Origin of the sequence: Saccharopolyspora sp. NPDC049357, from assembly GCF_040677225.1 — a bacterium.
Taxonomy (GTDB): Bacteria; Actinomycetota; Actinomycetes; order Mycobacteriales; family Pseudonocardiaceae; genus Saccharopolyspora.
On record NZ_JBFAQJ010000016.1, the window covers coordinates 75341 to 102238 of the forward strand.

Genomic DNA, 26898 nt, shown 5'->3' on the forward strand with positions numbered 1-26898 from the left:
CATCAACCTGGCGCAAGGTCTGTTCAGGGCCAACCCCGATTGCTAGGTTGTGCACAATTCAGAAGGGAAGTGGGACGTGTCACAAGCAGCCGCACGGGCCTACCGGGCGCTTCGCGAGGACATCCTCACCGGCATGCGCCCGGCCGGGACCCGGTTGCGCGAGGAGCAGCTCGCCGAGGACTACGGCCTGAGCCGCACCCCGGTGCGCGAGGCCATCCGCCGGCTGCAGGCCGATGGCCTGGTGCAGGTGGTGCCGAACCGCGGCGCCGAGGTCGTCTCGCTCAGCCCGGAGGACTTCGAGGAGATCTTCGGGTTGCGCAGCGTGCTGGAGAGCTACGCCGCCCGCAACGCCGCCCTGCGCGGCGACGCCGACGTGGCACGGCTGCGCGAGCTCTGCGGCGCCATGGAACGGCAGCTGGAGCGCCTCGACGACGACGGCGCCCACGACGAGATCACCCGGCTGAACATGGAGTTCCACCAGGCCATCCACCAGGCGGGCGGGCGGCGGCTGCTGCCGGAGCTGCTGTCGCGGGTGATCGAGGTGCCGCTGGTGCGCCGCACGTTCCACCGCTACACGTCCGTCGAGCTCAACCGCAGCTTCACCCAGCACCGCGAGTTGACCGACGCCATCGAGGCAGGTGACGGCGACTGGGCGCACGCCGTCATGCAGTCGCACGTGCTGGCCGCACGGGCGACGCTGCTGCGGCCGGAACCGGAAGAGGAGGAAACCCAGTGACGGCAACGAGGAGCGGTCCGCTGTCGGACGTCCGCGTCATCGAGGCGGGAACGCTCATCGCCGGCCCGTTCTGCGGCCAGCTGCTGGCCGACTTCGGAGCCGAGGTCATCAAGGTCGAGGACCCGGGCGCGGGCGATCCGATGCGCCAGTGGGGACAGGTCAAGCACGAGGGGAAGTCCCTGTCCTGGCCGGTGATCGCCCGGAACAAGAAGTCGGTGACCGCCAACCTGCGCATCGCCGAGGGGCAGCGGATCCTGCGCGAACTCGTGGCCGGTGCCGATGTCTTCGTGGAGAACTTCCGGCCGGGCACGCTGGAGCGCTGGGGTCTGAGCTACGACGAGCTGCAGGAGATCAACCCGCGACTCGTGCTGGTCCGCGTCACCGGCTACGGCCAGGACGGTCCGTACGCCTCCCGCGCCGGTTTCGGCGCCATCGGCGAGGCCATGGGCGGCATGCGGCACGTGACCGGCGAGCCGGACCGCCCGCCGAGCCGCGTCGGCGTGAGCGTCGGAGACTCGCTGGCGGCGACGTTCTCGGCGCTGGGCGCGGTGATGGCGCTGCACGCGCGCAACCGCACCGGGCGGGGCCAGGTCGTCGACACCGCGATCTACGAGGCGGTCCTGGCGCTCATGGAATCGATGCTGCCGGAGTGGGAAATCGCCGGATACCAGCGGGAACGCACCGGTTCGGTGCTGCCGCGCATCGCCCCCAGCAACGCCTACCCGACCGCCGACGGCGCCGAGATCATCATCGGTGCGAACCGGGACACCGTGTTCACGCGGCTGTGCGAGCTGATGGGCGAACCGGAACTGGCCACCGGCGAGCGCTACGGCACCCACGACGCGCGGGGCGAGAACCAGGTGGAGCTCGACGAGCTCATCGCCGCCTGGACTCGCGGGTTCGACGCCGCCGATGTGCTCGACAAGCTGCACGAAGCGGGGGTTCCGGCCGGCCGGGTGTACACCGCGGCCGACATGACGGCCGATCCGCACTTCGCGGCGCGGCAGGCCATCGTCCGGCTGATGCACCCCGAGCTGGGGGAGTTCCCGATGCAGAACGTCGTGCCACGCCTGTCCGACACCCCGGGAGAGGTCCGCTCGCTCGGCCCGGAGCTCGGCGAGCACAACGCCGAGATCTACGGCCGGCTCCTCGGCGCCGACGAGGAGCAACTGCGCCGCTGGCGCGCCGACAACGTCATCTGACCAAGCGATCCCGCGTGACCGGCCGCGCCTCGAGCGCGGCCGGGTGAGCGCACCCGCGCGAAAACCGCACCGGAAGAACCGATTCGGAGTCCACGATGGATCAACGAAGATCTCAGGACCGACCCAGGTACGAGCCCATCCGCATCCGATCGCTGTGGTACGCCATGGCTTTCATCGTGCTGGCCGGGGTGCCGTTCTACCTGCCGCCCGGTTCCACGCACCCGATGGTGCTCGGGATCCCCTACTGGATGGTGATCTCGCTGCTGTTCACCTTCCTGTTCGCCGCGCTGACCAGTTGGATCTGCCTGCGCCGCTGGAACATCGACGAGCCCGAAGAAGAAGCCGGAGGTGGAGCGTGAACGGTCTGAGCTTCGCCGGTCTCAGCGGAATCCTGGTGCTGGCCGCCTACGCGATCATCATGCTGGTCATCGGCTACTTCGCCGGACGCGGCCAGCCCGAGGGGGAGCAGAAGACCTCTCGCGGCTACTACCTCGGCGGATCCGGACTCGGTTTCGTCGCCCTGTTCTTCACCCTCTACGCCTCGCAGTACAGCGGGAACTCGATCGTCGGCTACGCGCCCGAGGCCTACCGCTCCGGCTTCACCTGGTGGCAGTCGGTCCCGTTCATGATCGCGGTGATCGCCGCGTACCTGCTGTTCGCGCCCCGGCTCTACGCCGTCGCCAAGCGCGAGAAGTTCGTGACCCCCACCGACTGGGTGCGCCACCGCTTCCGCTCCACACCGGTGTCGCTGCTGGTCACGGTGCTCATGCTGTGGGGCCTGGCGAACTACCTGCTGGAGCAGCTGGTGGCGATGGGCCAGGGCATCTCCGGGCTCACCGGCAACACCGTGCCGTACCAGATCGGCGTGATCGCCTTCGTCGTCGTCATGCTCGTCTACTCGTGGTCGGGCGGTATGCGCGCGGTCGCGCTCACCGACGTCATGCAGGGCATCGCGCTGCTGGTGGGCGTGGCGGTGCTGCTGATCGGCGCGCTGTACCTGGTCGGCGGTGACCTGGGCGCGGTGACGCAGTACCTGGCCGACAACGAGCCCGAGAAGCTCGGCGTGCCCAGCAGCGAGGACTCGGTGAACTGGCTGTCGATGATCATCATGATCGGCATCGGGGCGGCGGTCTACCCGCACGCCATCCAACGCATCTACGCGGCCCGCAGCGAACGCACCCTCAAGCGGTCGCTGGCGATCATGGCGTGGATGCCGCTGGCCACCACCGGCGTCGTGTTCGTGGTCGGCATCGTCGGGATCCAGCTGTTCCCGGGCCTGTCGGAGGACGACTCCGAGCAGCTGGTCGGGTTGATCGCCAACGAGGTCGCGGGCATCAACCTGTTCTTCTACGCGCTGATGATCCTGCTCTTCGGCGGTGTGGTGGCCGCGATCGTGTCCACCGCGGACTCCGCGCTGCTGAGCTTCTCGTCGGTGATCTCGCGGGACCTCTACGGCCGCTACATCGCGCCGAACTCCTCCGAGCGCAAGCAGGTCCTGGTCGGCAAGGTCGCGGGTGTCGTCGCGATCGGCCTGCTGCTGGTGCTGGCCTGGAACCCGCCGAGCACGCTGTACAACATCTTCGTGCTCAAGTTCGAGCTCATCGTCCAGATCGCCCCGGCGTTCATCCTGGGCCTCTACTGGCGCAGGCTCTCCGCGGGACCGCTGTTCTGGGGAATGCTCGCGGGTGCACTGCTCTCCGGTGCCTGGACGGTCTTCGACATCGACAAGCTCCACGGCATCCCGGCAGGCCTGCTCGGCCTGGGCCTCAACCTCACGATCTGCGTCGTGGGCTCCCTGCTGGTCCCCGTCCGGGAAGCCCCGAACGAAGATCCCCTACCGGCAGAACGGACCCGGCAAACCGCGACCTGATCCTGCGGCGCCGCCGCGTCCCTTCATGAGCCGAGGGCGTACATTTCGCGCGAAATGTACGCCCTCGGTGCTTAGGGTGGGGGAATGGCTGCTCGGTTGGTGCTTCTCAACGGTCCTCCCGGGATCGGGAAGTCGACGTTGGCCCGGCGGTACGTGGACGAGCACGCTGGGGTGCTCAACCTCGACGTGGACGTGCTGCGCGGTTTGATCGGGGGATGGCGGGAGCGGTTCGCCGAGGTCGGGGAGATCGTTCGGCCGTTGGCCCTGCGGATGGCCGAGGAGCACCTGCGCGGCGGGCGGGACGTGGTCCTCCCGCAATACCTGGCCAGGCCGGCGGAGATCGAGCGGTTCGAGGCCGTGGCGCGGGAGAGCGGAGCCGCGTTCGTCGAGATCATGGTGCTCGACACCCGGCGGCGCTCCGTGGAGCGGTTCGCCCGGCGGGGCGGTGGCGGTGACTCGGACTGGCACGAGCAGGTCAAGAAGATCGTGGCGCGCGAAGGCGGGGCCGAATTCCTGGCCCAGGCCTACGACCAGCTCGCGGAGGTCGTTCGGAGCCGGCCCGCGGTGACGGTCGTGAGCAGCGAGGAGGGGGCCGTCGAGCGGACCTACGACGCGCTGCTCTCCGTCCTCTCGCGATGAACGCCACCGCGGCGCCGGATGCCCGGCGCCGCGGCGTTCACCCGTCCGCTCAGGTCAGTACGGGCAGGTGGACTGGTAGTCCGAGATCGCCGGGTCGCCCTCCGGGGGAGGGCACAGGAACTGGTCGTAGCGGGTGTCGTCGTCGAGGAACCGCTTGAGCCAGGAGATGCTGAACTTGGCGATCGTGGTGTTGTCCGTGTTCGGCGCGAAGTGGCTGGCCCCGGCCAGTTCCAGGTAGGCCTTGCCCGGGTCGTCGGGCAGGCTCTCGTAGAACGGCTTGGAGTGCTGGGAAACCGGGGCGACCGTGTCGTTCTGCGCGCCGATGACCAGCGTCGGCGCGCCCACTCCGGAGAAGTCCTTGGTGGTGTGCCACGGGGTCATCGGGACCACGGCCTTGAGCGCCGGGTTGTCCAGCGCGGCCTTCAGCGAACCTCCACCGCCCATCGAGTGGCCCATCACGCCGAGCCGGGCCGGGTCGATGAGGTCCTTCACGCTGCTGTCGTCGGTGAGGTAGTCCAGCGACGCCTGCAGCTGCTGGGCGCGGGAATCGGGCTGGTCGGAGGTGGAGTTGGTGTCGATCGTGAACACCACGAAGCCCTGCGACGCGAGCCTCGGGCCGAGCCACGAGATCGAGTCCTGGGTCCCGGTGTAGCCGGGGGAGATCGACACCGCGGAGAACAGCCCGTCGGTGGTGTCGGTCGGGTAGTAGATCGTCCCGCCGCCGAAACCGGTGACGCTCAAGCGCGACACGGATTCCTCGGCGACCTCGAACGGCCCGCGCGGGGCGGTGACGCTCTCCTCCGTCGGGTCGGGACCGTGCACGTCGGCGGGTTCGGCCGCCTGGGCCAGCGTGATGCTGCCGCTGACCAGCCCGAGCACGGCTGCGGAAACGACCAGTAATCGGCGGAATCGGGGAAGGGGGCCGGTGGAACGTTTCAATTCCATGGACACGTCCTCTTGGGGAGGCGCCCTGCGAGCGGGCGCACCGGATGGGTTTCCTCGCGAAGTTCCTCGGGTCACGCGACCGTCGAAACACGTTCGGCGCACGAGCAAGAGTTCCGGAACGCGATCGACTTTAAAGTAGCTCTACCAACTGGTCAATCAATCTTTCGGACCAGCTACTCTGGCGTCATGGAACAGGTCGACGGACGGAAGCTGCGCTTCCAGCACCGCCGAGGCGAAGTGCTCGCCGCCGCGACGGAACACGCCCTGGAGAAGGGCCTCGACGACCTGTCGCTGCGCAAGGTCGCCCAGTCCGCCGGGGTCAGCCACGCGACGCTGGTCCACCACTTCGCGTCCAAGGACCGGCTCGTCGCCGAGATCGTCGACCGGGTGCTGGCCGAAACGCTGTCGCTGCCGGACATGCCGCGCGACGACCCCGATCCGTTGCGGGCAATCTGGCGCCGGGCCGTCAGCGAGCGCGGGCGCAGGTACGTCCGGCTGTTCGTCGCGATCACCGGCCACGCCATGTACGGCGACCCCGCGCTGGCCACCGCCGTCGCCGCCTCGATGCGGCAGCGCAACGACCTCATCGCCGCCGGACTGGTCCGCTACGGCTGCCCGGAATCGCGGGCGCAGGCCGTGGCGACCTCGCTGATGTCGACCTTGCGCGGCCTGTTCGTCGACCTGCTCGCCACCGGCGACGAGCAGCGCGTCGCAGCCGCTTTCGACGACTTCGCCGCGGACGTCCAGCGGCGCACCCGCAACAACTTCAGCTGACGGAGTGCTCCGTTCGGCCGCACCCGGTGACCTCTTCGGCCGCTTCTTCGGGTTCGTGCGGACACGTAGAAAGCTGTGCATGGGTCTCACATCCGGTGCTGGTCACAGCCGTCGCGCCTTCCTGTCCGCCTCCGCCGGCATCACCGGCGCCGTCGTGCTCACCGGCGCCGCCGGGGCCGCCGACCTGCGGCCGACCGGAGGGGGAGCGCTGCCGCCCGGTGATCCGATCTCGCCGCAGGAACCCGACGCGCGGCTGCGCGCGCTGCTCGCGCGGGTCGACGAACGGCGCATCGAGGACGTGGTGCGCGAGCTGGTGAGCTTCGGGACGCGGCACACCCTGTCCAGCCAGGACGATCCGCAGCGCGGCATCGGAGCCGCGCGCGACTGGTTGTTCGCCGAGATGCAGGCCTGCGCCGCCCGTTCCGGCGGGCGGATGACCGTCGAGCTGCAGTCCTACGACCAGGAGCCCGCCAACCGCATCCCGGTCACCACCCGGATCACCAACGTGGTCGCCACCATCCGCGGCACCACCGACCCGGATCGGGTGCACGTGATCAGCGGGCACTACGACTCCCGGGCCACCGACGTCATGGACGCCGTCAGCGATGCGCCCGGTGCCGACGACGACGCCTCCGGCGTGGCGGTCGTGCTCGAACTGGCGCGGCTGCTGGCCGAGGAGCCGATCGAGTCCACTGTGGTCCTGGCAGCCGTGGCAGCCGAGGAGCAGGGGCTCTACGGCGCGAACCACATGGCCGAGCGCTTCGCCGCCGACGGCGTGGACGTGCGCGCGATGTTCACCGACGACATCGTCGGAGCCAGCCGCGCGGACGACGGCACCTCCGATCCGCGCACCATCCGGTTGTTCGCCGAAGGCGTGCCCACCTCGGAAACCCCCGAGGAGGCCCAGATCCGGCGCTCGGTCGGTGGCGAGAACGATTCGCCTTCCCGCCAGCTCTCCCGCTTCGTCACCGACGTCGCCGCCAACACCGCGACGGGGATGGACGTTCGGGTCATCTACCGCCGAGACCGCTTCCTGCGCGGTGGTGACCACATTCCGTTCCTCGAAAAGGGCTACCCCGCAGCGCGGTTCACCGAGCCGAACGAGGACTTCCGGCACCAGCACCAGGACGTGCGCGAGGAGGACGGCGTCCGCTACGGCGACCTGCCGGAGTTCTGCGACTTCGGCTACATCGCCCGCGTCGCCAAGGTCAACCTGGCCGCGATCTGGTCGCTGGCGCAGGGGCCGGGCGCGCCCACCGGCGTGGTCGTGCGCACCGCGAACCTGACCAACGACACCGAGCTGGTCTGGGAACGCGGTCCGGAGCCGGACCTGGCCGGGTACGAGGTCGTCTGGCGCGAGACGACCGACTCCGACTGGACGCACCGCATCGACGTCGGCGACGTCACGACCGCGGTGATCGACCTGTCGAAGGACAACGTCTTCTTCGGCGTGCGCGCCATCGACGCCGACGGCCACCGCAGCCCGGTGACCTTCCCCCGACCGCTGCGGGACTAGGAGCTGTGCGGGTATTGCGATTGCTCGGCGGTGCGGGTGGCAGGACCTGAGCGGCTTCGTGGTCCCGCCCCTGCCCCGCTGGGAACGTCAGGGCTTCGCCGCCACCGCTCCGTAGATGAGGTTGGTGATCTCGGACCTCGGCGTGAGCGAGGGGCCTTCGGGCCACCAGTCGACCGTGCGGACCAGGCCGGGGGACAGGACGTCCAGGCCGTCGAGGAAGGACAGGACCTCCTCGTTGCTGCGCCACCAGCAGGACGCGACCATCTCGTGCAGCGTGCCCTCGATCGTGGCGGCCATCTCGCGGTACCTCTCCGATTCCGGCGGCCAGCTGAAGTGCGACATCGCCACGTACGACCCCGGAGCGAGCGCCTCGACGTAGCGCTGCATGACCTCGCGCGGCCGGTGCTCGTCGGAGACGTGGTGCATGGTTCCCGAGTGGATCAGCGCGATCGGGCGCTCGAAGTCCAGGTTGTCGGTGATCACCGGGTCGCTGAGGATGTCGTCGGGGTGACGCAGGTCGTTGATGGAGAAGTGCGTGTTCTCGTTCTCCGCCAGCATCGCCCGCCCGTAGGCGGCGACGGTCGGGTCGTTGTCGACGTAGACCACGACGGCGTCCGGGTTGTTGGCCTGGGCGACCTGGTGCACGTTCTGCATCGTCGGAAGCCCGCAGCCCAGGTCCAGGAACTGGTCGACACCGGCGTGCAGCGGCGAGCTCAGGAACCGCGCGGCCCGGATCAGCCAGTACCGGTTCTCCTGGGCGAGCGGCCTCGCCTCGGGCACGATCTCCTCGATGGCCTTGAGGATCGTCCGGTCGACCTCGAAGTTGTCCTTGCCGCCCAACCAGTGGTCGTAGCCGCGGGCGACGCTGGGCGAGGAGGTGTCGATGTCGGTGACGGGACGTTCGTCGTGCATGTCGCCATGATCGCGCGTCGTGATCTCGGTGTCGACGCCACGACATCTCACTTGACGAACGTTTCCTCCGCCTCTCAGAACGTGCGCAGCGACAGCCCCGTGCGCTCGGCGACCTCGCCGATCTGCATCCGCTCGCCCACGCCCGGACCACTCCTCGATCGACATCGCCCGGATGGCGCCTGGACACTACGCACAGCGGCGCCGCGGAGCGGACGTCAGGTCTGGTCGGGCCCGGTGGTCTCCGCGGTGGACGTCGGTTGTTGCGCGATGCCCGGTCGCGGCGCGGGGACCTGCGTGCCGAACTCGCCGGGGGCGGGGACCTCCTTGCGCGCGACGGCTTCGGCCGCGCGGACCGCCTCGGCGACCTCGGGGTTGGTGGAGGTGTCGAACCAGTCCTGCACCGCGTCCTCCACGGCTTCGGCCGGGGGAGCGTCCTCGGTCTGCTCCGGCGGTTCGTAGCGGAAGACGCCCTCCTCGTCGGCCTTGCCCAGGCTCCGGGCGAAGCCCTCCAGCGACTTGGTGAACTCGCTGGGCACGACCCACACCTTGTTGGCGTCGCCCTCGGCCATCTTCGGCAGCGTCTGCAGGTACTGGTAGGCGAGCAGTTCCGGTGTGGGCTTGGCGCGCTTGACCGCCGCGAAGACCTTCTCGATGGCCTTGGCCTGCCCCTGCGACTTGAGGTACTGGCTCGCGCGGTCGCCCTGGGCGCGCAGGATGCTGGACTGCCGGGCGGCTTCCGCCGTGAGGATGGCGGCCTGCTTCTGTCCTTCCGCGCCGAGGATCGCCGCCTGCTTCTGGCCTTCGGCGGTCTTGATGGCCGATTCGCGGGTGCCTTCGGCGTTGAGGATCATCGCGCGCTTCTCCCGGTCGGCGCGCATCTGCTTCTCCATCGAGTCCTGGATGGACGGTGGCGGGTCGATGGCCTTGAGCTCCACGCGCGCGACGCGGATCCCCCACCGGCCCGTCTCCTTGTCCAGCACCCCGCGCAGCTGCGTGTTGATCGCATCGCGCGAGGTCAGCGTCTCCTCCAGGCTCATGCCGCCGACGACGTTGCGCAGCGTCGTCGTGGTGAGCTGCTCGACGCCGGTGATGTAGTTGGAGATCTCGTAGACCGCCGAGCGCGCGTCGGTCACCTGGAAGTAGACGACGGTGTCGATGGACACGGTCAGGTTGTCCTGGGTGATGACCGGTTGCGGGGGGAAGGAGACGACCTGCTCGCGCAGGTCGACGCGGGCGCGGACCCGGTCGAAGAACGGCACCAGCAGGTTGAGGCCCGGCTGCGCGACGGTCCGGTAGCGGCCGAGCCGTTCGATCACCGATGCGGTCGCCTGCGGCACCAGCAGGACGGTCTTGGCCACGAGCACGACGACAAGCAGGATGATGACGGCCAGCACGATCAGTGCGGTCGGGTCCATGGCGGCCTCCTCACAGTTCGCCCGAAACGACGGCCGTCGCTCCGGAGATGTCCATGACCGTCACCGTCTCGCCCGCTCGGTGGACCTCGTTCTCGTCCAGCGGCCGTGCCGACCAGCTCTGCCCGTCGATCAGCACCAGGCCGCCGGTGGAGTTCACGGTGGATTCGACGAATGCCTTCTTGCCGATCAGGGCTTCGGTGTTGGTGCGGAACTCGATGCCCCGCATCAGCCGCCGCTTCAGCGCCGGACGCGCGACCAGGACCAGCCCCAGGCTCAGCGCGGCGAACACAGCGGCGTCGACGGCGAGTGGTGCGCCCAGCGCGGCGGCTCCGGCGGCTCCCAGTGCGGCGACGCCGAGCATCAGCAGCACGAGTTCACCCGAGATGACCTCGGCCGCGACCAGCACCACGCCGGCGATGAGCCACAACAGCGCGACCACGCCTTCAATATGCCAGAGAAGGGCATGATCAGGCGTTTCGCGAGCTCCGGCACTTCACAGTGGGTGAGCGGTAGGTCTATTTTGATGGGTATCGCACCCGCGCGGTGACGATGGTGAGCCGGGAAGTCTGGTCGGCGTGACGCTGCGGCGCTTCGGGAGTGGAGCCGTCATGGTGGCCGAGGGACGTGCACTGCCGGTGGGCTCGGTGGTCTTCGACCAGGCCCGTCAGCTCCGCTTCCGCGCCTCGGCCTCGCCGCGGGCCCTTCCCCCGCCGTGGCGGGTCTCGCCGCGCTGGGCGGATCCGATCCTCGAACGGCACGGCAGGCAGGGCCGCCTCCTCATGGGCCTCTTCGTGGCATCCGGTCCCGCATCGTCTCGGGTCCTGGCGATCCCGGGGAGGATGTGATGTTGAGCCGGTACGAGCGCCGGAGGCTCCACGAGATCGAGCGGTGGTTCGAGGAGAACGATCCCCGGTTCGCGGAGTCGGTGAAGCACCCACCGCCGGACCGCGCCACCAGTCGTCGGCGGTGGGCGGCGATCGTGGTCGCGTGGCTCGGGGCGCTGGTGTTCCTGACCGGACTGCTCGCGGCCAGTCCGGGCTTGATCTTCGTCGGCATCAGCCTGGGAGTCGGTGGTGTCGCGGTCCGCTACCTCCTGCTGAACGACGCGCACCCCTGAGCCGCCGCACCTGCTGAGCGCGAGGTCGTCGTCACGCGGCGATCCTCTCGCGGACCCAGTCGTGGAACTCGGCGATGTGGTGCTCGCTGGGGACCAGGACGCCGCCGGAGGCGTAGGAGCGGGAGTCCATGGCCAGCTGGCAGCGCTCGCAGGCGTCGAAGTCCTGCTGGTTGACGCGGTGGAACAGCTCCACCGACCGCGACAGGTCCTGGCCGGAGGTGATGACGTCCGGCAGGTACAGCCAGTCGCAGTCCACGAGGGTCCGCTCCGCGGTGAGCGGGAACATCCGGTGGATGATCACGTGGTCGGGGACCAGGTTGATGAACACCTGCGGGCGCACGGTGATCGCGTAGTAGCGCCGGTCCTGGTGCTCGGCCACGCCCGGCAGCTGCTGCAGGCCGTCTCCACCGTCGACGGTGAAACCCCGCACGTCATCGCCGAATTCGGCTCCGTGCCCGACGTAGTACTGGGCGGCGAACCCGTCGGCGAACTCCGGGAGCACCTCGGTGAGCTCCGGGTGGATCGTGGCGCAGTGGTAGCACTCCATGAAGTTCTCGATGATCTGCTTCCAGTTCGCCTTGACGTCGTAGCGGATCCGCTCGCCGAGTTCGAGCGCGGCGATGTCGTAGGCGTCGAGCTCACCCGCGTCGCCGAGGCGCTGGGCGACGTCGGCGACCACCGTGTCGTCGAAGGAGGGCGGTTCCTCGGCCAGGCAGACCCAGGCGTAGCCGAGCCATTCACGCAGGTGGACGCGGTTGAGACCGTACTGGTCGCGGTCGACGTCGGGCATGCCGCCGAGGTTCGGCGCCGCGATCAGCTTGCCGTCCAGGCCGTAGGTCCAGGCGTGGTACGGGCATTGCAGCGACCGCTGCACCTGTCCGGACTCCTCGGTGCACAGCCGGGCGCCCCGGTGCCGGCACACGTTGAGGAAGGCGTTGAGGTTTCCCTTGCGGTCGCGGGCGATCAGCACGCTCTCCCGGCCGACCTGCACGGTCTGGAAGGCGCCGGGTTCGCCCAGATCGGCGCTGCGCACCGCGCAGAACCAACCGGCTTCGAAGATCCGCGACTGCTCGAGGGCGAAGATCGACGGATCGGTGTAGTGGTGGCCGGGGAGAGTGGCCAGCAGGCTGTGCGGCAACTCCGCAGCGGTCATCTCGGGGCGCCTTTCGGCTCGGTCCGCAAGGGTGTGAATTGTTGCGCGATGAGCACTGCGTTGCTCGATCGACAACACGATGCGGGTGCGGCTCGGGCGCTGTCAAGACGTCCGGGCGGGTTACCGCGAGGTAGTCATCGCGGCGGCGGGTTGCCGGAGGATGTCGTGCGTTAACAGGAAATCCATCGGGAAATCGACGCCTTCGACGTCTTGACGAGCCTCGGAGTTGAGCCTCACGCTGTTGCGCATGGCGGTACAAGTTCTCTGATGCGCAACACAGGAGGTTCGATGTTCGCTGTCTGCCGTGCCGACGAGCTCGCCCCGGGTGAGTCGACCCGGTTCGTCGCCGACGTCCCGATCGCCGTGTTCAACGCCGACGGCGTGTTCTACGCGGTCGACGACACCTGCACCCACCAGGACGCGTCGTTGTCCGCCGGATTCCTCGAAGGCTGCTTCGTCGAATGTCCGCTGCACGCGGCGTTCTTCGACCTGCGCAGCGGAGCGCCCGCAGGACCGCCGGCCAAGCGGGCGCTGCGCACCCACCAGGTCCTCGTCGAGGGCGGCACGGTCTACGTCCAGCTCACCCCGCGCGAGGTCGAGCTCCCCCTGGAGGCCGAAGGCGCGGCCTGATCAGTCGGCGCGGCGGCGTTCCAGCAGGACGGTGTCGCGCCAGACCCCGTGGTGCAGGGCGATGCGCTCCCGGGTTCCGACCACGCGGAACCCGGCGGCGCGGTGCAAGGCGATGCTGGCCTCGTTCTCCGGGAAGATCGAGGTCTGCAGCGTCCACAGCCCACCGGCGTCGGCGGCGCTGACCTGCTCGTGCAGCAACGCCTTTCCGACTCCGAGACCGCGGAACCCGTCCCCGACGTAGAGCGAGGTCTCGGCGACCCCGGCGTAGCACTCGCGCGCCGACACCGGTGTCGCCGCACCCCACCCGGCAACCCGGCCGTCGATCTCGGCGACCCACCGGTGCCCCGGAATCCACTAGGCGTCCAGTGCTTCTCGCCGAGGTACCTCGGTCTCGAACGTCGCGTTCCCGGTCGCGATCCCCTCGGCGTAGATGCGGCGCACCGCGTCCCAGTCGGCGCCCGCGAGTTCCCTGATCATCGGTCCAGGCCGGCGTTTCGCACTCGTGCTCGCAAGCTCATCGCGGTGTGACGGTGCCCGAGGTCGCGTCGACGGTGATGATCTGGCCCGTGGTGATGTCGGTGGTGGCGTCGCGGACGCAGATCACCGCCGGGATGCCGTACTCGCGGGCCACGGTCGGGCCGTGCGCCATGGGCGAACCGGTCTCGGTGACCAGACCGGCCGCGGTCATGAACAACGGGGTCCAGCCGGGGTCGGTGGTGGTGGCCACCAGGATCTCGCCTGGCTCGATCCGCGCGGTCGCCGGGTCGTGCACGACGCGAGCGGGCCCGGTGACCTTGCCGGGAGAGGCCCCCAGCCCGACCAGCGCGCCATCGGCGGCGGGTGCGGGCGGTGCCGTGGCCTCCAGGTCAGTGCCGTCGGAGAGGACCGCGATCGGAACCGAGCGGCGGCGGACCTCCCTGTCGTAGCGGGCTTTTCGCTCGGTGGCGAGGGCGCTCTGATCGGACCCGGCCACTGCGGCGCGGATCTCGTCGAGTTCCAGGAACAGCACGTCGCCGGGCCGTTCCAGCAGACCGCGACGGCTCAGGTCGTCGCCGATGAGCAGCAGCTGTTCGCGCATCGCCTGCAACGAGTACAGCCACGCGAACTTGCCCAGCTCCCGCAGCCCGGTGAGCTTGCGGGCGCGGCGCATCAGGAAGCGGGCGAGGTGGGCGCGGATCGGGTGCTTGCGGCGGGCGCGCTCGAACAGCTCGTCGATCATGGCTTCCGCGCGGGCCGCGGCCTTCTCGAACCGCCGGTCCGGTGCCTGCTCGGGATCGGTGATCCGCAGGTAACCGGCGATGGTGGCGAAGATCTGCGTCGGGTCCTCCGACCAGCGCGGCATCCCGACGTCGACCTCCGCCGGTGCGCGGTGGCCGTAGCGGGCGAGGAAGTCGTCCAGCCCCAGGTCGGGCAGTTCACCCGCCCGGTAGCGGTCGGTGAGCTCGGCCGGGGGCGTGCTGCGCAGCAGTTCCCGCGCCTCGTCGTCGAGACCGGTGGTCAGCCGCCACAGCGCGAGGTCCATCTCGGTGGTGACGTTGTGCGGCAGCCCGCCGAGGACGGTGTCCAGCTCGCTCGTCGTGGCGACGCCCTTGAGCAGCGACTTCGGGAGCTGGCCGAGGAGGATGCCGATGAACAGCGGCCAGATCACCTCCGAGGCGGTCATGAAGTCCCGCTGCACCTCCTCGGCGAAGCGCAGGCGCTGCTGCGAGTTGGCGAACTCCGGTGCCCTGGCCTGGCGCTTGAGCTTCTCGGTGGCGCGGAAGGCGCGCTCGCGCGCGGCGTCGGGGGCGATCAGCGTGCGGATGAGCTCGAACTTCGCCTTCGGCACGACCACGATGCCCTTCTTCAGCAGCGGCGCGACCGGGAAGGGCATGCCGCTGCTGGTCGGCGCGAACCGCGGGTCGGTGAGCAGCCGCTGCACGATCTCGACGTTGCGCGGGCCGTAGACCTCCATCATCTGCGGCAACCGGGAGCGGAAGCGCTTGTTGCGCAACAGGTCCGAGAAGTCCATGAACAGCCGGCCGCCCACGGGAACGATGCCCATCGCATCGCCGAACGCGCCACCGGACAGTCCCGCGGAGTCCATCCACAGCTTCGCGCCGTGCGTCAGCGCCGACATGCCGGCTGGGGTGAAGGGCCGCAGCATCCCCTGCATGTGCCCCATCTCGAAGTAGGCCCGCAGGTCGTCGGATCGGGGCGGGAGCGGGAAGAGCGTCGTGATGGCCCGCGACTGCAACAGCCACAGCGCGCCGTCCCGGTCGATGGCCCACTCGATGTCCTGGGGCGAGCCGAAGCTCTCCTGCACCCGCGCGCCCGCGTCGCGCAGCGCGTCGAGCTGCTCGTGGTCCAGGCACCCGTCGGTGCGCGGCGGGGTCCCGTCGAGGACGTAGTGGTCGGCGATGACCGACCCGTCGACGACCACGTCACCCAGGCCGGGCGCGGCGTCGACGACCATCTCCGAGCGCGTCCCGGTCAGCGGGTTCGCGGTGAACAGCACCCCGGCGGCCTTCGCGTCGACCATCCGCTGCACCACGACGGCCATGTGCACGTCGGTGCCGATCTCGTTGGCGTCGCGGTAGGCGACGGCCCGACCGGAGTGCAGCGAGTCCCAGCAGCGGCGGATCGCCGACAGCAGTTCCTGCTCGCCGCTGACGTTGAGGAACGTGTCCTGCTGCCCGGCGAAGCTCGCATCGGGCAGGTCCTCGGCGGTCGCGCTCGACCGCACCGCCACCCGGTCGGCCCCGAGCCGCCGGTAGGCGTCGAGGACCTCCTGCTCGGGGATCTCGCCCGTCACGTGCGCCCGGGTCGTCAGGCAGAACCCGTCGGGCACCCGGAACCCGGCTTTGACCAGTTCACCGAGCCCGGCGGCCTTGCCGCCCACCAGTCCGAGCATGCTCGCGTCGACCTGCGCGAGTTCGAGCACCTGAACGTCGTTGCCGGTCACCATCATCACTCCAGTCCGAACGGCGCACACCATTACAACGCCGACCAGACTTCCCGGCACACCACGGCCGAAGGGCCGATGCCCAGATGCTAGGTCCGTGACCGGCGATCAGCCGTCAAGAAACCGTCAAAATCCTGACGCCCCGTACGCTGCGGCCCGTGGCTGCACAGGTGGAACTGGACGTCGTGGACATGCGGTTGCTGCGGGCGTTGCAGGAGGACGCCCGGATGACCAACCGCGAGCTTGCGGGGAGAGCGGGCATCGCGACCTCGACGTGCTCGGACCGGCTGGCGCGCCTCCGGGACGCGGGTGTGATGTGCGGATCGGCGGTGCGGATCGAACCGAGCGCGGTCGGTCGCCCGCTGGAGGCGATGCTGGCGGTGCGGGTGCACCCGCACCGGCGTCCGCTCGTGGACCCGTTCGTGCAGCACGTCCTCGCCCTGCCCGAGACGCGGCACCTCTACCACCTGACCGGCCCGGACGACTTCCTCATCCACGTGACCGTCGTCGACGCCGCCGACCTGCAGCGGCTGGTGCTGGACGAGCTCACCGCCCGGGACGAGGTGGTCATGGTGCACACCCACCTGATCTTCCACCAGTGGCGCGGTGGCCCGCTGCTGCCGCCGGGCGCCGAGGGCTGACCGGACGATCGCCGGGTGAACGCGCTCTCAGACGGGCGCGGCCGGACCGACGCGATCCAACACCGCCATCGGCCGATGTTCGTCCGGAGATCCGATCGCGACGCCGTAGGACCGCTGATCCTCGGGTGGTGACCGAACAGACGTTTTGGACCCGTGCCGTGCACGCAGGCCGCGACGACCTCACCGATCAGGGCCTGCACGCCGTTCCGCTGGACCTCTCGACGACCTACCCCAGCCGGGACAGCAGGGACGAGGCCGAGCGCCTCGAGGCGATGACCACCGGCGCCCAGGTGCCGGGCACGCCGATCTACGCCCGGCTCGGCAACCCGACGGTCGCCCGGTTCGAAGGAGCGATCGCCGAGCTCGAAGGCTGCGAGTCCGGTGTCGCCTTCGCCTCGGGCATGGCGGCGCTCTCGGCGTGCCTGCTCGCCACCGTGGCCGCCGGCCGGCCGCACGTGGTGGCGGCGAGGCCGCTCTACGGCACCAGCGACCACCTCATCGCGTCCGGGTTGCTGGGGAACCGGCTCACCTGGGCGGACCCGGCCGATGTCGGTGCCGCCGTCCGGCCGGACACCGGGCTCGTCATCGTCGAGACCCCCGCGAACCCGACGCTCGCGGAGATCGACATCCGCGCCGTCGTGGACGCCGCGGGCGGCGTTCCGGTGCTCGTCGACAACACCTTCGCCACACCGGCTCTGCAGCGGCCCACCGACTTCGGCGCCGCCGTGGTCCTGCACAGCGCGACGAAGTTCCTCGGCGGGCACGGTGACGCCATGGGCGGTGTGGTGACCTGCGCGGAGGACTTCGCCCAGCGCCTGCGCCAGGTCCGCATCGCCACGGGCGGAGTGCTGCACCCCTCGGCCGCGTACCTCCTGCAGCGCGGCCTGGCCACGCTGCCGGTCCGCATGGAGCGCTCGTCGGCCACGGCAGCGGTTCTCGCGGAGCGGCTGCTCGCGCACCCGAAGGTCAGCGCCGTGCACTACCCGGACCCGAACAAGCTCGGCCAGCTCACCACCGGCGGGGCGATGCTGTCGTTCGAGGCGGAAACTCCGCCGCACGAGGTGATTTCCGCCGTCCGCCTGATCACACCGGCGGTCAGCCTCGGCAGCACCGACACGCTGCTGCAGCACCCGGCATCGCTGTCGCACCACATCGTCGCCCCGCAGGACCGCGCGGCAGGGGGCATCCCGGACACCCTGCTCCGCCTGTCGGTCGGCCTCGAATCCCCGGAAGACCTCTGGCGAGACCTCGACCAAGCCCTCAGCGGAACGACCTGAGCCGTTCAGCGATCGGGCGTCCGTTCGGAGTTCGAACGGACGCCGCGGTCAGGCCTTCTCGTGGGCGATCTGGATGAGGTTGCCGCAGGTGTCGTCGAGGACCGCTGTGGTGACCGGGCCCATGTCGGTCGGCTGCTGGGTGAAGCGCACGCCCTGGGCGGTGAGGCGGTCGTACTCGGCCTGGACGTCCTCGACCGCGAACGAGGTGAAGGGGATCCCGTCGGCCACCAGCGCCTGCTTGAAGGGCTTGGCCGCCGGGTGCTGGTCGGGTTCGAGCACGAGTTCGGTGCCGTTGGGCTCCTCGGGCGAGACGAGGGTGATCCAGCGGAACTCGCCCATCGGGATGTCGTGCTTGAGTTCGAAACCGAGGGCCTCGGTGTAGAACCGCAGCGCCTTGTCCTGGTCATCGACCATCATGCTGTGCAGGTTGATCCTCATGCTCCCGGCCCTTCCTCAGCCACCGCTCGACGATCGGTTCGAGCGGTGCGGTGTCGATGTGGTGGAACTTGTAACGGCCTTCCCGGCTCGCCCTGACCAGCCCCGCTGCTTCCAGGGCGTCCAGGTGCTGCGAGATCGCCTGCCGTGACGAGGCGAGCCCGTGCTTGGTGGCCAACCGAGCGCAGATCTCGAACAGTGTCTGCCCGTTCTGCTCGGTCAGCTCGTCGAGGATCGTGCGCCGCGTGCCATCGGCCAGCGCCTTGAACACGGCGTCATCCACACCGCGAACAATAGGCAAGCCACGACTTGCATGTCAACTCAGCCCGTTGCCGTGACCTGGGGAGGCGTCCTGGGGGCACGATTTCAGTGGAAGTCGGAACACGGATTTCCACTGAGATCGGGGTTCGGACTTCCACTGAAATCCGGAACTTCACCGGCGTGGGGAGGATCTGGGTGGAGGGGCCGGGGTTTCCGGCCAGCGGGGCGATCTTGGTGGGGTGGTTCCGGGTGATCTGCGCTGCACCTCGGGGTCGGCTGAAACCTACTTCGGAGTAGGTTGCCGGTAGTCTGGCTCGGTGCGAGGGACGGTGTGTGATGGTCGGTGAGTCGCGGCCCGCGGGGTTCTGGGGTCGTGCCGGGGATCGAGCGCGGCAGGTCAACCAGAGCCGGCGGGTGGTCGGAACGCTGCGCGGGGTCCGACGGATGCTGCCCGGGTCCGGCGAGCTCGCCTTCTCCGACTCGGGGAAGCCCTCCGACCGCGTGGCGCGGCTGATGATGCAGGTCGCGGGCGATCAGCCGAGCGCGGTGCGCGAGCTGGGCCTGGTGACCGTGCAGGCGTGGCAGGCGCTGACCAGCCGGCGTGCCGCCGACGGAGCCGTGACGATCATGTTCACCGACCTCGTGGGCTTCTCCACCTGGGCGTTGCGCGCCGGTGACGACCAGGTCCTGCGGTTGCTGCGGGAGTTCTTCGGCGTCAGCCGCGAGGTCGTCGGCGGGTACGGCGGCGTGGTGGTCAAATCGCTCGGCGACGGCGTGATGGTGGCCTTCTCCGACGTCGACAAGGCGATCGAGGCCGCCGCCGCGCTGGGATCGGCGGTCAGCGCCCTCAACCACGACGGCTACCGCCCGTCGCTGCGCGTGGGCCTGCACCGCGGTTGGCCGCGCAAGGTCGGCAAGGACTACATCGGGGTGGACGTCAACATCGCCGCGCGCGTCGCCGACGCCGCCAACGGCGGTGAAGTGCTGGTCACCGAGCAGGTCCTGGAGGCAGCCACCCGCGAGCGGTACGTGGCGCGCAGCCGCCGGTTCCGGGCGAAGGGGACGCCGAAGGACCTGGCCGTGTACGCGGTGGTTCCCCGTCACGAGCGGTGACGAGTCGGGTGTACCGTCGCAACTAGACAGCATGCTGTCCAGTTCGTCGTCGAGCCCGAATGGGATTCCCCGTGCGCATCGTCCTGACCGCAATGCCCGCCTACTCGCACCTCGTTCCGCTGCTGCTGCCGGTCGGCCGCCAGCTGCGCGACGCCGGGCACGACGTCCGCGTCGCCACCAGCGAAGCCATGGCGGAGACCATCGAGCAGGCCGGTCTCCGGCCCGTGGTCCTGCTGGACCTGGTCACCATGCGCGACCTGGCCGCGGACCCGCAGCGCTTCGGCGCGAAGGGGCTCACCGACGTCGCCGAGCGGCGGGGCACCGAGACCCTCGGTGTCACTCCGGAGGTCTTCGGCGGCAACTTCATCGGCGTGCTCGGACGCCACTTCGGCGAGAAGCTCCTGGAGCACGTGGAGCGCCCGGACCTGATCGTCCGCGAGGCGACCGAGTTCGGCGGCTACTACGCGGCCGAGAAGTGGGGCATCCCCAACGCCGTGATCGACATCAGCCCGATGGCGCCGTTCGGCGACGTCCTCGACGAGATCAACGCCGGTCGCGCGCACTTCGGGCTCGACCCCGTCGACGACCCGTGGCAGCCGATGAGCGCGTTCCGGGCCGGAGTAGTGCCCGAGACCTTCTACCCGGACGGCGCGCGGCTGGAATCCGCGCACCACTACCGGATTCCCGACGGCGACGCCCAGCGGCTCGACCCGGCCGTCGCCGATCTCCCGGACCGCCCGCTGGTGCTGGCCAGCCTCGGGTCCAACGCGCCGATGATGCTCGGCGAACGTCCCCAGCTGCTCGACACGATCATCGAAGCGCTCGGCAAGCTCCCGGTCACGGGTGTGGTCGCGCTCGGAGCCAACCGCGACCCGGGGGAGTGGACCGGGGTGCGCGCGGAGAACGTGCACCTGACCTCGTTCGTCCAGCAGCAGACGTTGCTGCCCGCCTGCGACGCGTTCATCACCCACTGCGGCTTCAACAGCACCCGCGAATCGCTCTACGCCGGAGTGCCCATGGTGGGGCTGCCGATGTTCGCCGAGCAGCCCAACAACGCCACCCGCATCACCGAGATCGGCGCCGGACTGGCGTTCAACATCGAGGACGTGTCCGTGCCGCTGCTGCACGAGGCGGTGTCCCGCGTGCTGGAGGAACCGTCGTTCCGCAGCGCGGCCCGAGGCGCGCAGCGCCGAGTCATGGCGCTGCCGCCCCTCTCCCAGATCGCCGCGGACCTGGGGGAGCTGGTCTAGAGGCCGGTCAGTTCGTCGTCGGTGAGCACGACGTCGAGTGAGCGGAGGGCCTCCGCTCGGTCGGCGACCGGGGTCATCTCCTGCGAGCCGTCCGGTCGTTCGACGACGAGGGTGTCGCCGATGAGCTTGCGGCTGATGCCCTCGTCGAGCCGCATCACGACGAGCCTGCCGGTGAACGGCGAGTCCGGGTGCGTCGCGGTGTAGTGGTTGTGGACCTCGTAGTCGATGAGCCGCTGCGGCTGGTCGTCGAAGGCGTGCAGCGGTTCCCAGCTCTCGGAGGCCTCCTTCTCCAGCGTCCACAGTCGACCGTCGCGGACCAGCCGGTGGTTCCAGCCGGCCTGGTCGACCACCTCGCCGTCGGCCAGCCTCATGGGGCGCAGCACGCCCGCGCCGAAACCGACGTCGGCCAGGTGCTCGTCGCCGTCGACGGTGACGACGAGGTTCATGTGGGTTCGCGGGCCGTTGCGGTGCGGCTGGACGCGCGCGGCCCGGCGGGACACGGCGTAGCCGAGGCGCTCCAGCACGGCGGCGAACAGCAGGGAGTGCTCGAAGCAGTAGCCGCCGCGCTGCCTGCGCACCAGCTTCGCGGTGATCGATTCCAGGTCGAGGCGCGGTGTGCGCCCGAGCGCCGGGTCGACGTTCTCGAAGGGGATCGCGCGCACGTGCGCCTCGTGCAGCGCGGCGAGCGACTCGGCGGACGGCGGCGCCGCCTGCTGCCCGGTGCGGGCGAGGTACGCGTCGAGGTCGAGCGACTCGACGTCCCAGGGGTCGGTCATGGTCGCAGCCTCGCACTTCCAGCGCGGTGGAGGTCAACGGTGTCAGCCGAAGTTCCGCGAGAGCCGGGTGAGCAGCTCGCTGAGGTGGTCGATCTCCTCGGAGGACAGGCCCGCGACCAGCTGCTCGTTGGCCTTCCGCGACGCCCGCTGGAGGCGGCGGTGGGCGGCGCGACCGGCGTCGGTGAGGTGCAGGCGCACCGCGCGGCGGTCGCCTTCGTCCTCGCCGCGCTCCAGCCAGCCGGTCTCGACCAGCCGGTCCACCTGGCGGGCCAACGTCTGGCCGCTGACGTGCAGCGATCCGGCCAGGTCCCGCTGGATCACCGGCCCGTGCACGGTGAGGGCCTCCAGGATCGTCCAGGTCGTGAAGCTCGCCCCGGCTTCGCCGAGCCGTTGCTCGAAGTTCGCTCGCGCTTGTCGAGCGATCATGTTGAACCGGTATCCGAGGCTGCCCAGACCGGTGCCGATGGCGTCCACCATGCGGCCAGTTGTACCCCAGGCCACCAGTTCTGCACCATCAAAAGCAGAGTGCAATAATGCACTCCGTGGTTGATGGTGCAACTCCTGCTCTGAAGCGTCGGGTCCACACGGCACATCGGCTGACCGCCGCAGCGCGTCGCCGCACGGCCGAGGACGGGCTGTCCGGCTTCACCGTCGACGAGGTCTGCGACGAGGCGGGCATCTCCAGGCGCACCTTCTTCAACTACTTCGCGTCCAAGGAGGACGCGGTACTGGGGTTCACAACGCTGTGGGACCAGCACGAGATCGAGGAGCGGTTCACCGCGGGCGCCGACCCGGACGAACCGGGGGTCTCGGCGAGCCTGCTCGACGACTACGCCGCGCTCCTGGTCGACCGCTGGACCGAGGTCGGGCTCACGCCCGAACACGTCGCGGACCTGGTCGCGGCCATGGATCGCGAACCGCGGCTGCTGTCGCGGGTGTTCGAGCACGTCCAGACGCGCGAACGCGCCGACATCGAACTGGTGCGAGCCAGGGAAGGGCTCCCGGAAGGGGACCTCCGGGCTTCCGCCGCCGTCCAGGTGGTGTGCGCGCTCGCAGGCGCCTGCATGGGGCAGTTCCTCGACCCAGCCAACTCCGAGCCGCTGAACACGATCATGCAACGCCGCTTGGTGGCCGCTCGCGAGGTTTTCGCCGCCACGCTCACCGGAGGGACCCGATGACCGAGACCGAACCCAAGTTACTGCTGACCAAGCGGCGGATCTGGATCATCTTCAGCGCGCTGATCGCGGGCATGCTGCTGGCCAGCCTCGACCAGACCATCGTGTCCACCGCGATGCCCACCATCGTCGGCGACCTCGGCGGCGTCGCGCACCAGGCGTGGATCACCACCGCCTACCTGCTGGCCACCACCATCGTCATGCCGATCTACGGCAAGTTCGGCGACGTCCTCGGCAGGCGCAAGCTGTTCCTGGTCGCCATCGCGCTGTTCACGCTCGCCTCGGTCGGCTGCGCCGTGGCCGGCGACTTCTGGACCTTCGTGATCTTCCGCGCCGCGCAGGGCCTCGGCGGCGGTGGCCTGATGATCCTCTCCCAGGCGATCATCGCCGACATCGTGCCCGCCAGCGAGCGCGGCAAGTACCTCGGACCGCTCGGCGGCATCTTCGGCCTCGCCGCGGTCGGCGGCCCGCTGCTCGGCGGGTTCTTCGTCGACCACCTGTCCTGGCACTGGGCGTTCTACATCAACATCCCGATCGGCATCGCCGCGTTCGCCATCACCTACTTCGCGCTGACCCTGCCCAGCAAGAAGGCCACCAAGCCGCTGGACATCCCCGGCGTGGTGCTGCTGGCGCTGGCCACCACCAGCCTGATCTTCTTCACCGACTTCGGCGGCGACTCCGCGCACGGCTGGAGCGCACCCGAAACCTGGCTGTGGGCGGCGGGTCTGGTCATCGCCGCGGCCCTGTTCGTGCTGGTCGAGTCCCGGGCGAGCGACCCGGTCATCCCGCTGTCGCTGTTCCGCAACCCCATCTTCGTCAACGCCACCAGCATCGGCCTCGTGCTCGGACTGGGCATGTTCGCCGCGCTGGGCTTCCTGCCCACCTTCCTGCAGATGTCCACCGGGACCTCGGCGGCGGTGTCGGGCATGGCGATGCTGCCGATGATGGCCGGTCTGATGCTGACCTCCATCACCTCCGGCGCGCTGATCACCAAGACCGGCCGCTACAAGGTGTTCCCGATCCTGGGCACGCTCATCACCGCGGGCGGGATGCTCGCCATGACGACGCTGTCGGCCGACACGCCGGTGTGGCTGCTGTGCGTGTTCCTGTTCGTCTTCGGCGCCGGCCTCGGGCTGATCATGCAGGTCGTGGTGCTGGTGGTGCAGAACTCCGTCGACCCGTCGATGATCGGCACCGCGACCAGCACCAACAACTACTTCCGCGAGGTCGGCGGCGCGCTGGGCGTCGCGGTGTTCGGCACGATCTTCTCCACCCGGCTGACCGAGAACCTCACCGGGATCTTCGCCGGTGCCGGTGCGTCCGCGCAGCAGGCCGAGCAGTCCGCGGTGTCGCTGTCGCCGAACATGCTGCAGCAGCTGCCCGAACCCGTGCGGGACGCGATCGTCGCGGCCTACGCCGACGCGCTGGCGCCGGTGTTCTGGTACCTGGTGCCGTTCATGGCCATCGCGTTCCTGCTCTCGCTGCTGCTCAAGCAGATCCCGCTGTCGGAGGTGGCCGGGCTGGTCGCCCGCGGCGAGGCCATCGGCGGCGACGAGGCCGAAGAGCTCGAAGCGCGGCAGCGCGCCACCACCCAGACCCACTGATCGCGGAGGGAATCGCATGGCGGAGATGGATCTGCGAGTCCGGCTGCTGGGCAAGGCGTTGAGCCTGGCCCCCAGCGTCACCGGCATGACCGACGAGCAGCTGATCGCGCGGCAGCGGAAAGCACTGCCGCGCAACAGGGTCATCGACTTCCTGCTGGGCTCTCGCGCTCCCGGCATCGTCACCAGCGACCTCACCGCCGCCGGGGCCGACGGCCGCATCGGGATCCGGGTGTACCGGCCGATGCGGGAGACCGGACCGCTGCCGCTGATCGTCAACATCCACGGCGGCGGCTGGGTCAGCGGGAACCTCGACATCGCGGACTGGTTGTGCGGCCGGGTCGCCAAGGAGGTCGGGGCGGTCGTGGTGTCGGTGGACTACCGGCTCGCGCCCACCCACCGGTTCCCGGTGGCCGTGGAGGACTGCTACGCCGCGCTCGTCGACGTCGCCGGGCGCGCGGCCGAGCTCGGAGCCGACCCGGACCGGATCGCGGTCATGGGCGACAGCGCGGGCGGCAACCTCGCCGCCGTGATGTGCCTGCTCGCGCGGGACCGCTCCGGCCCGGAGATCGCCTTCCAGGGCCTGATCTACCCGGCCACCGATCTGACGCTGGGCAGCCAGTCGCTGGAGGACAACGCCGAGGCCCCGGTGATCACCACCCGCGAGGCCCGGAAGATGCGGGACGCCTACCTCGACGCTCACGACCCGGCGGACCCGCTGGCCTCACCGCTGAAGGCGGCGACGCACGAGGGGCTGCCGCCAGCGCTGATCCAGGTCGCCGAGCACGACCCGATCCGCGACGACGGCCTGCGCTACGGCGAGGCGCTGCGAGCCGCCGGGGTCCCGGTCCGCACCACCACCTACGTCGGCATGCCGCACGGGTACCTGTCCTTCCCGAACGTCTGCCGCAGCGCGACGCAGGCGCTGGGCGAGCTCTGCTCGGAGCTGTCGGCGGCGCTGGCTCCGGCTCGCGTCGCCGACTAGAAGCGGCTCAAGAGTGCGGCGCAAGCCGCTGCTCCAGGTGTGGGACTCACCCTGCACCGCTGCGGGCACCGCCAAGCAAAGAAACCCCAACAACTCTCCAAGCAGGTCCGGGGCGTGTCCGCGCGGGAGGTTGCGGACGCGCCCCGAGTCTTCAACGTGGAAGTCGTCACCAGCCGACGGCGACCACCAGCCCTGCGGGCCTTCGCGGGAGACGTAGGAACGAGTCGCAGACTTTCTCGATGCCGAGCGGAAGTCAACATTCCGATTCCGGGCTGTCCGCTTCTCGCCAGCGACGACGCCGGAGTTCGCACTTCTCGGGCGTTCTGCGGCTTTTCGGCGCGCGGCCGGTGGTTGCCGGGTTCCGCTGACCGCCCCCGGCCGATCTGGGTACCGTTCCCCCTCAGTTCGCTCCACCGAGGGGGAGGGTCATGGCCAGAGGCGATCGTCGCCCGACCCTGGAGACCGTTGCGGCCCGCGCCGGCGTCTCCCGCGCGACGGTGTCCCGGGTGATCAACGACCAGCCCGTCGCGCCGTCCAGCAGGCGAGCGGTGGAACGCGCGATCGCCGAGGTCGGCTACGTGCCCAACCAGGCCGCGCGCAGCCTCGTCACCCAGCGGACCGGTCTGATCGCGCTGGTGCTGCCCGAATCCTCCACGCGCGTGTTCTCCGACGACCAGTTCTTCCCGCGGCTCATCCAGGGCGTCAGCCAGGAGCTGGACGACGAGGACGAGCAGCTGGCGCTGATGTTGGCCGGATCCCCCGCGAGCCGCGCCCGGATCGAGCGCTCGGCCGTGGCCGGGCGGGTCGACGGTGTCATGCTCGCCTCGCTGCACGGCACCGACCCGCTGTCGGAGGCGTTGGCGAAGTCCGGGATCCCGGTGGTCAGCAACGAACGCGTCCTCGGCCCGGTGGAGGTGCCCAGCGTCGGCGTGGACAACCGGGGCGGTGCGCGGGCGGCCGTGGAGCACCTGATCGCCTCCGGGCGCACGCGCATCGCGACGATCACCGGGCCGACGGACATGATCGCCGGGATGGACCGCCTCGACGGGTACCTGGACGCCGTCGGCGGCTCGCAGGAGCCCGCCGTCGCGGCCGGGGACTTCACCCGCGCTTCCGGCGAGGCCGCGATGAAGCGGCTGCTGGACGAGGAATCCGGGGTCGACGCCGTCTTCGCAGCTTCCGACCTGATGGCCGAGGGAGCACTGCACGTGTTGCGCCAGAACGGTTTCCGGGTGCCGGACGACGTGGCGCTGGTCGGCTTCGACGACATCACCAGGGCCCGCTGCACCGAGCCGGCGCTGACCACCGTGAGTCAGCCCATCGACGGCATCGGCCGTCACCTCGCGGCCCAGCTGCTGCGACTGATCGCCGGCGAGCCCGTCGAACCGGCGATCACCCTGACCACGCAGCTCGTCGTCCGCGAGTCCTCCTGAGCGTCGCCGGCGGACGGTTGACCACGGACGGTTCGGACCAGAACCGCCCCGCTCCCGGGCTCCGACGCGAAAAGTCCGGGCGAGGCCGCGGTGGCCCC

The 26898-nt window shown here is 69.9% G+C and carries 28 protein-coding genes and 1 pseudogene; 18 read left to right on the forward strand and 11 right to left on the reverse strand.

The window, feature by feature from the left end:
• Positions 1 to 76: 76 nt before the first annotated feature.
• The 5 genes from AB0J91_RS16100 to AB0J91_RS16120 all read left to right on the forward strand — a co-directional run bounded on the left by AB0J91_RS16100 (position 77) and on the right by AB0J91_RS16120 (position 4447).
• A complete protein-coding gene (locus tag AB0J91_RS16100) occupies positions 77 to 736 on the forward strand; it encodes a GntR family transcriptional regulator (protein ID WP_363792389.1) in 660 nt (219 codons plus the stop codon).
• Complete coding sequence (locus AB0J91_RS16105) at positions 733 to 1938, forward strand: CoA transferase (protein ID WP_363869050.1); 1206 nt, start codon at positions 733 to 735, stop codon at positions 1936 to 1938. Before AB0J91_RS16100 ends, AB0J91_RS16105 begins: the two co-directional genes overlap by 4 nt.
• 164 nt (positions 1939 to 2102) lie before the next feature.
• Positions 2103 to 2297, forward strand: coding sequence for a hypothetical protein (locus AB0J91_RS16110; protein ID WP_363869053.1), 195 nt, complete (start codon positions 2103 to 2105; stop codon positions 2295 to 2297).
• Positions 2294 to 3808: a sodium:solute symporter family protein gene (locus AB0J91_RS16115; protein ID WP_363869056.1), complete on the forward strand. Its 1515-nt coding sequence runs from the start codon at positions 2294 to 2296 to the stop codon at positions 3806 to 3808. Before AB0J91_RS16110 ends, AB0J91_RS16115 begins: the two co-directional genes overlap by 4 nt.
• 84 nt (positions 3809 to 3892) lie before the next feature.
• A complete protein-coding gene (locus AB0J91_RS16120) occupies positions 3893 to 4447 on the forward strand; it encodes an ATP-binding protein (protein WP_363869059.1) in 555 nt (184 codons plus the stop codon).
• Between the two features lie 54 nt (positions 4448 to 4501).
• Here AB0J91_RS16120 and AB0J91_RS16125 read toward each other — a convergent pair whose 3' ends face one another.
• The gene (locus AB0J91_RS16125) at positions 4502 to 5392 is read right to left on the reverse strand and encodes a dienelactone hydrolase family protein (RefSeq protein WP_363869062.1); all 891 of its coding nucleotides are present in this window, start codon (positions 5390 to 5392) and stop codon (positions 4502 to 4504) included.
• 186 nt (positions 5393 to 5578) lie between these two features.
• On the opposite strand from AB0J91_RS16125, the gene AB0J91_RS16130 reads away from it, so the two are divergent.
• Positions 5579 to 6166: a TetR/AcrR family transcriptional regulator gene (locus AB0J91_RS16130; protein ID WP_363869065.1), complete on the forward strand. Its 588-nt coding sequence runs from the start codon at positions 5579 to 5581 to the stop codon at positions 6164 to 6166.
• 79 nt (positions 6167 to 6245) lie between these two features.
• Positions 6246 to 7682, forward strand: a complete 1437-nt coding sequence (locus AB0J91_RS16135; RefSeq protein ID WP_363869067.1) for a M28 family metallopeptidase — start codon at positions 6246 to 6248, stop codon at positions 7680 to 7682.
• 87 nt (positions 7683 to 7769) lie between these two features.
• On the opposite strand, the gene AB0J91_RS16140 is transcribed toward AB0J91_RS16135, so the two are convergent.
• The 3 genes from AB0J91_RS16140 to AB0J91_RS16150 form a co-directional block, all read right to left on the reverse strand.
• Positions 7770 to 8594, reverse strand: a complete 825-nt coding sequence (locus tag AB0J91_RS16140; protein ID WP_363869070.1) for an SAM-dependent methyltransferase — start codon at positions 8592 to 8594, stop codon at positions 7770 to 7772.
• A gap of 215 nt (positions 8595 to 8809) precedes the next feature.
• Positions 8810 to 10009, reverse strand: coding sequence for an SPFH domain-containing protein (locus tag AB0J91_RS16145; RefSeq protein ID WP_363869073.1), 1200 nt, complete (start codon positions 10007 to 10009; stop codon positions 8810 to 8812).
• Positions 10010 to 10019: 10 nt separating this feature from the next.
• Complete coding sequence (locus AB0J91_RS16150) at positions 10020 to 10448, reverse strand: NfeD family protein (RefSeq protein WP_363869076.1); 429 nt, start codon at positions 10446 to 10448, stop codon at positions 10020 to 10022.
• A 136-nt stretch (positions 10449 to 10584) separates the two neighbouring features.
• On the opposite strand from AB0J91_RS16150, the gene AB0J91_RS16155 reads away from it, so the two are divergent.
• Together AB0J91_RS16155 and AB0J91_RS16160 are read left to right on the forward strand one after the other, a co-directional pair.
• Complete coding sequence (locus AB0J91_RS16155; protein ID WP_363869079.1) at positions 10585 to 10854, forward strand: hypothetical protein; 270 nt, start codon at positions 10585 to 10587, stop codon at positions 10852 to 10854.
• The gene (locus AB0J91_RS16160) at positions 10854 to 11126 is read left to right on the forward strand and encodes a DUF3040 domain-containing protein (RefSeq protein WP_363869082.1); all 273 of its coding nucleotides are present in this window, start codon (positions 10854 to 10856) and stop codon (positions 11124 to 11126) included. The genes AB0J91_RS16155 and AB0J91_RS16160 overlap by 1 nt, the downstream gene beginning before the upstream one ends.
• A gap of 31 nt (positions 11127 to 11157) precedes the next feature.
• Here the strand turns inward: AB0J91_RS16160 and AB0J91_RS16165 are convergent, their stop codons facing one another.
• Positions 11158 to 12279 (reverse strand): aromatic ring-hydroxylating dioxygenase subunit alpha, encoded by a 1122-nt coding sequence (locus tag AB0J91_RS16165; RefSeq protein WP_363869085.1) that lies wholly within the window; start codon positions 12277 to 12279, stop codon positions 11158 to 11160.
• 288 nt (positions 12280 to 12567) lie between these two features.
• Here AB0J91_RS16165 and AB0J91_RS16170 point away from each other — a divergent pair, with 288 nt between their 5' ends.
• Entirely contained in the window at positions 12568 to 12909 is a 342-nt protein-coding gene (locus AB0J91_RS16170) for a bifunctional 3-phenylpropionate/cinnamic acid dioxygenase ferredoxin subunit (RefSeq protein ID WP_363869088.1), read from the forward strand.
• Here AB0J91_RS16170 and AB0J91_RS16175 read toward each other — a convergent pair.
• Together AB0J91_RS16175 and AB0J91_RS16180 are read right to left on the reverse strand one after the other, a co-directional pair.
• Positions 12910 to 13362: pseudogene (locus AB0J91_RS16175) on the reverse strand (N-acetyltransferase family protein); the annotation flags it as partial.
• 61 nt (positions 13363 to 13423) lie between these two features.
• Complete coding sequence (locus AB0J91_RS16180) at positions 13424 to 15856, reverse strand: PEP/pyruvate-binding domain-containing protein (RefSeq protein WP_363869091.1); 2433 nt, start codon at positions 15854 to 15856, stop codon at positions 13424 to 13426.
• A 155-nt stretch (positions 15857 to 16011) separates the two neighbouring features.
• Between AB0J91_RS16180 and AB0J91_RS16185 the strand changes: the two genes are divergently transcribed.
• The gene (locus AB0J91_RS16185; protein WP_363869094.1) at positions 16012 to 16494 is read left to right on the forward strand and encodes an Lrp/AsnC family transcriptional regulator; all 483 of its coding nucleotides are present in this window, start codon (positions 16012 to 16014) and stop codon (positions 16492 to 16494) included.
• 128 nt (positions 16495 to 16622) lie between these two features.
• A complete protein-coding gene (locus tag AB0J91_RS16190; protein WP_363869097.1) occupies positions 16623 to 17771 on the forward strand; it encodes a PLP-dependent transferase in 1149 nt (382 codons plus the stop codon).
• Positions 17772 to 17819: 48 nt separating this feature from the next.
• On the opposite strand, the gene AB0J91_RS16195 is transcribed toward AB0J91_RS16190, so the two are convergent.
• Both AB0J91_RS16195 and AB0J91_RS16200 read right to left on the reverse strand, forming a co-directional pair.
• Positions 17820 to 18209 (reverse strand): VOC family protein, encoded by a 390-nt coding sequence (locus AB0J91_RS16195; protein ID WP_363869100.1) that lies wholly within the window; start codon positions 18207 to 18209, stop codon positions 17820 to 17822.
• On the reverse strand, positions 18175 to 18489 hold the full coding sequence (locus AB0J91_RS16200; protein WP_363792352.1) for a metalloregulator ArsR/SmtB family transcription factor: 315 nt from the start codon (positions 18487 to 18489) through the stop codon (positions 18175 to 18177). The genes AB0J91_RS16195 and AB0J91_RS16200 overlap by 35 nt, the downstream gene beginning before the upstream one ends.
• A 314-nt stretch (positions 18490 to 18803) precedes the next feature.
• Between AB0J91_RS16200 and AB0J91_RS16205 the strand changes: the two genes are divergently transcribed.
• Positions 18804 to 19580, forward strand: coding sequence for an adenylate/guanylate cyclase domain-containing protein (locus AB0J91_RS16205; protein WP_363869103.1), 777 nt, complete (start codon positions 18804 to 18806; stop codon positions 19578 to 19580).
• Positions 19581 to 19639: 59 nt separating this feature from the next.
• The gene (locus tag AB0J91_RS16210) at positions 19640 to 20830 is read left to right on the forward strand and encodes a glycosyltransferase (RefSeq protein ID WP_363869106.1); all 1191 of its coding nucleotides are present in this window, start codon (positions 19640 to 19642) and stop codon (positions 20828 to 20830) included.
• Here the strand turns inward: AB0J91_RS16210 and AB0J91_RS16215 are convergent.
• Positions 20827 to 21606 (reverse strand): arylamine N-acetyltransferase, encoded by a 780-nt coding sequence (locus tag AB0J91_RS16215; protein WP_363869109.1) that lies wholly within the window; start codon positions 21604 to 21606, stop codon positions 20827 to 20829. The two genes, AB0J91_RS16210 and AB0J91_RS16215, sit on opposite strands and share 4 nt — an antisense overlap.
• A gap of 42 nt (positions 21607 to 21648) precedes the next feature.
• A complete protein-coding gene (locus tag AB0J91_RS16220) occupies positions 21649 to 22083 on the reverse strand; it encodes a MarR family transcriptional regulator (protein WP_363869112.1) in 435 nt (144 codons plus the stop codon).
• 65 nt (positions 22084 to 22148) lie between these two features.
• Between AB0J91_RS16220 and AB0J91_RS16225 the strand changes: the two genes are divergently transcribed.
• From AB0J91_RS16225 to AB0J91_RS16240, 4 genes are all read left to right on the forward strand, one after another.
• Entirely contained in the window at positions 22149 to 22784 is a 636-nt protein-coding gene (locus tag AB0J91_RS16225) for a helix-turn-helix domain-containing protein (protein WP_363792342.1), read from the forward strand.
• On the forward strand, positions 22781 to 24385 hold the full coding sequence (locus AB0J91_RS16230; RefSeq protein WP_363869115.1) for an MDR family MFS transporter: 1605 nt from the start codon (positions 22781 to 22783) through the stop codon (positions 24383 to 24385). Before AB0J91_RS16225 ends, AB0J91_RS16230 begins: the two co-directional genes overlap by 4 nt.
• A 16-nt stretch (positions 24386 to 24401) precedes the next feature.
• On the forward strand, positions 24402 to 25367 hold the full coding sequence (locus tag AB0J91_RS16235) for an alpha/beta hydrolase (RefSeq protein WP_363869118.1): 966 nt from the start codon (positions 24402 to 24404) through the stop codon (positions 25365 to 25367).
• A gap of 428 nt (positions 25368 to 25795) precedes the next feature.
• A complete protein-coding gene (locus AB0J91_RS16240; RefSeq protein ID WP_363869121.1) occupies positions 25796 to 26800 on the forward strand; it encodes a LacI family DNA-binding transcriptional regulator in 1005 nt (334 codons plus the stop codon).
• Positions 26801 to 26898 lie beyond the last annotated feature (98 nt).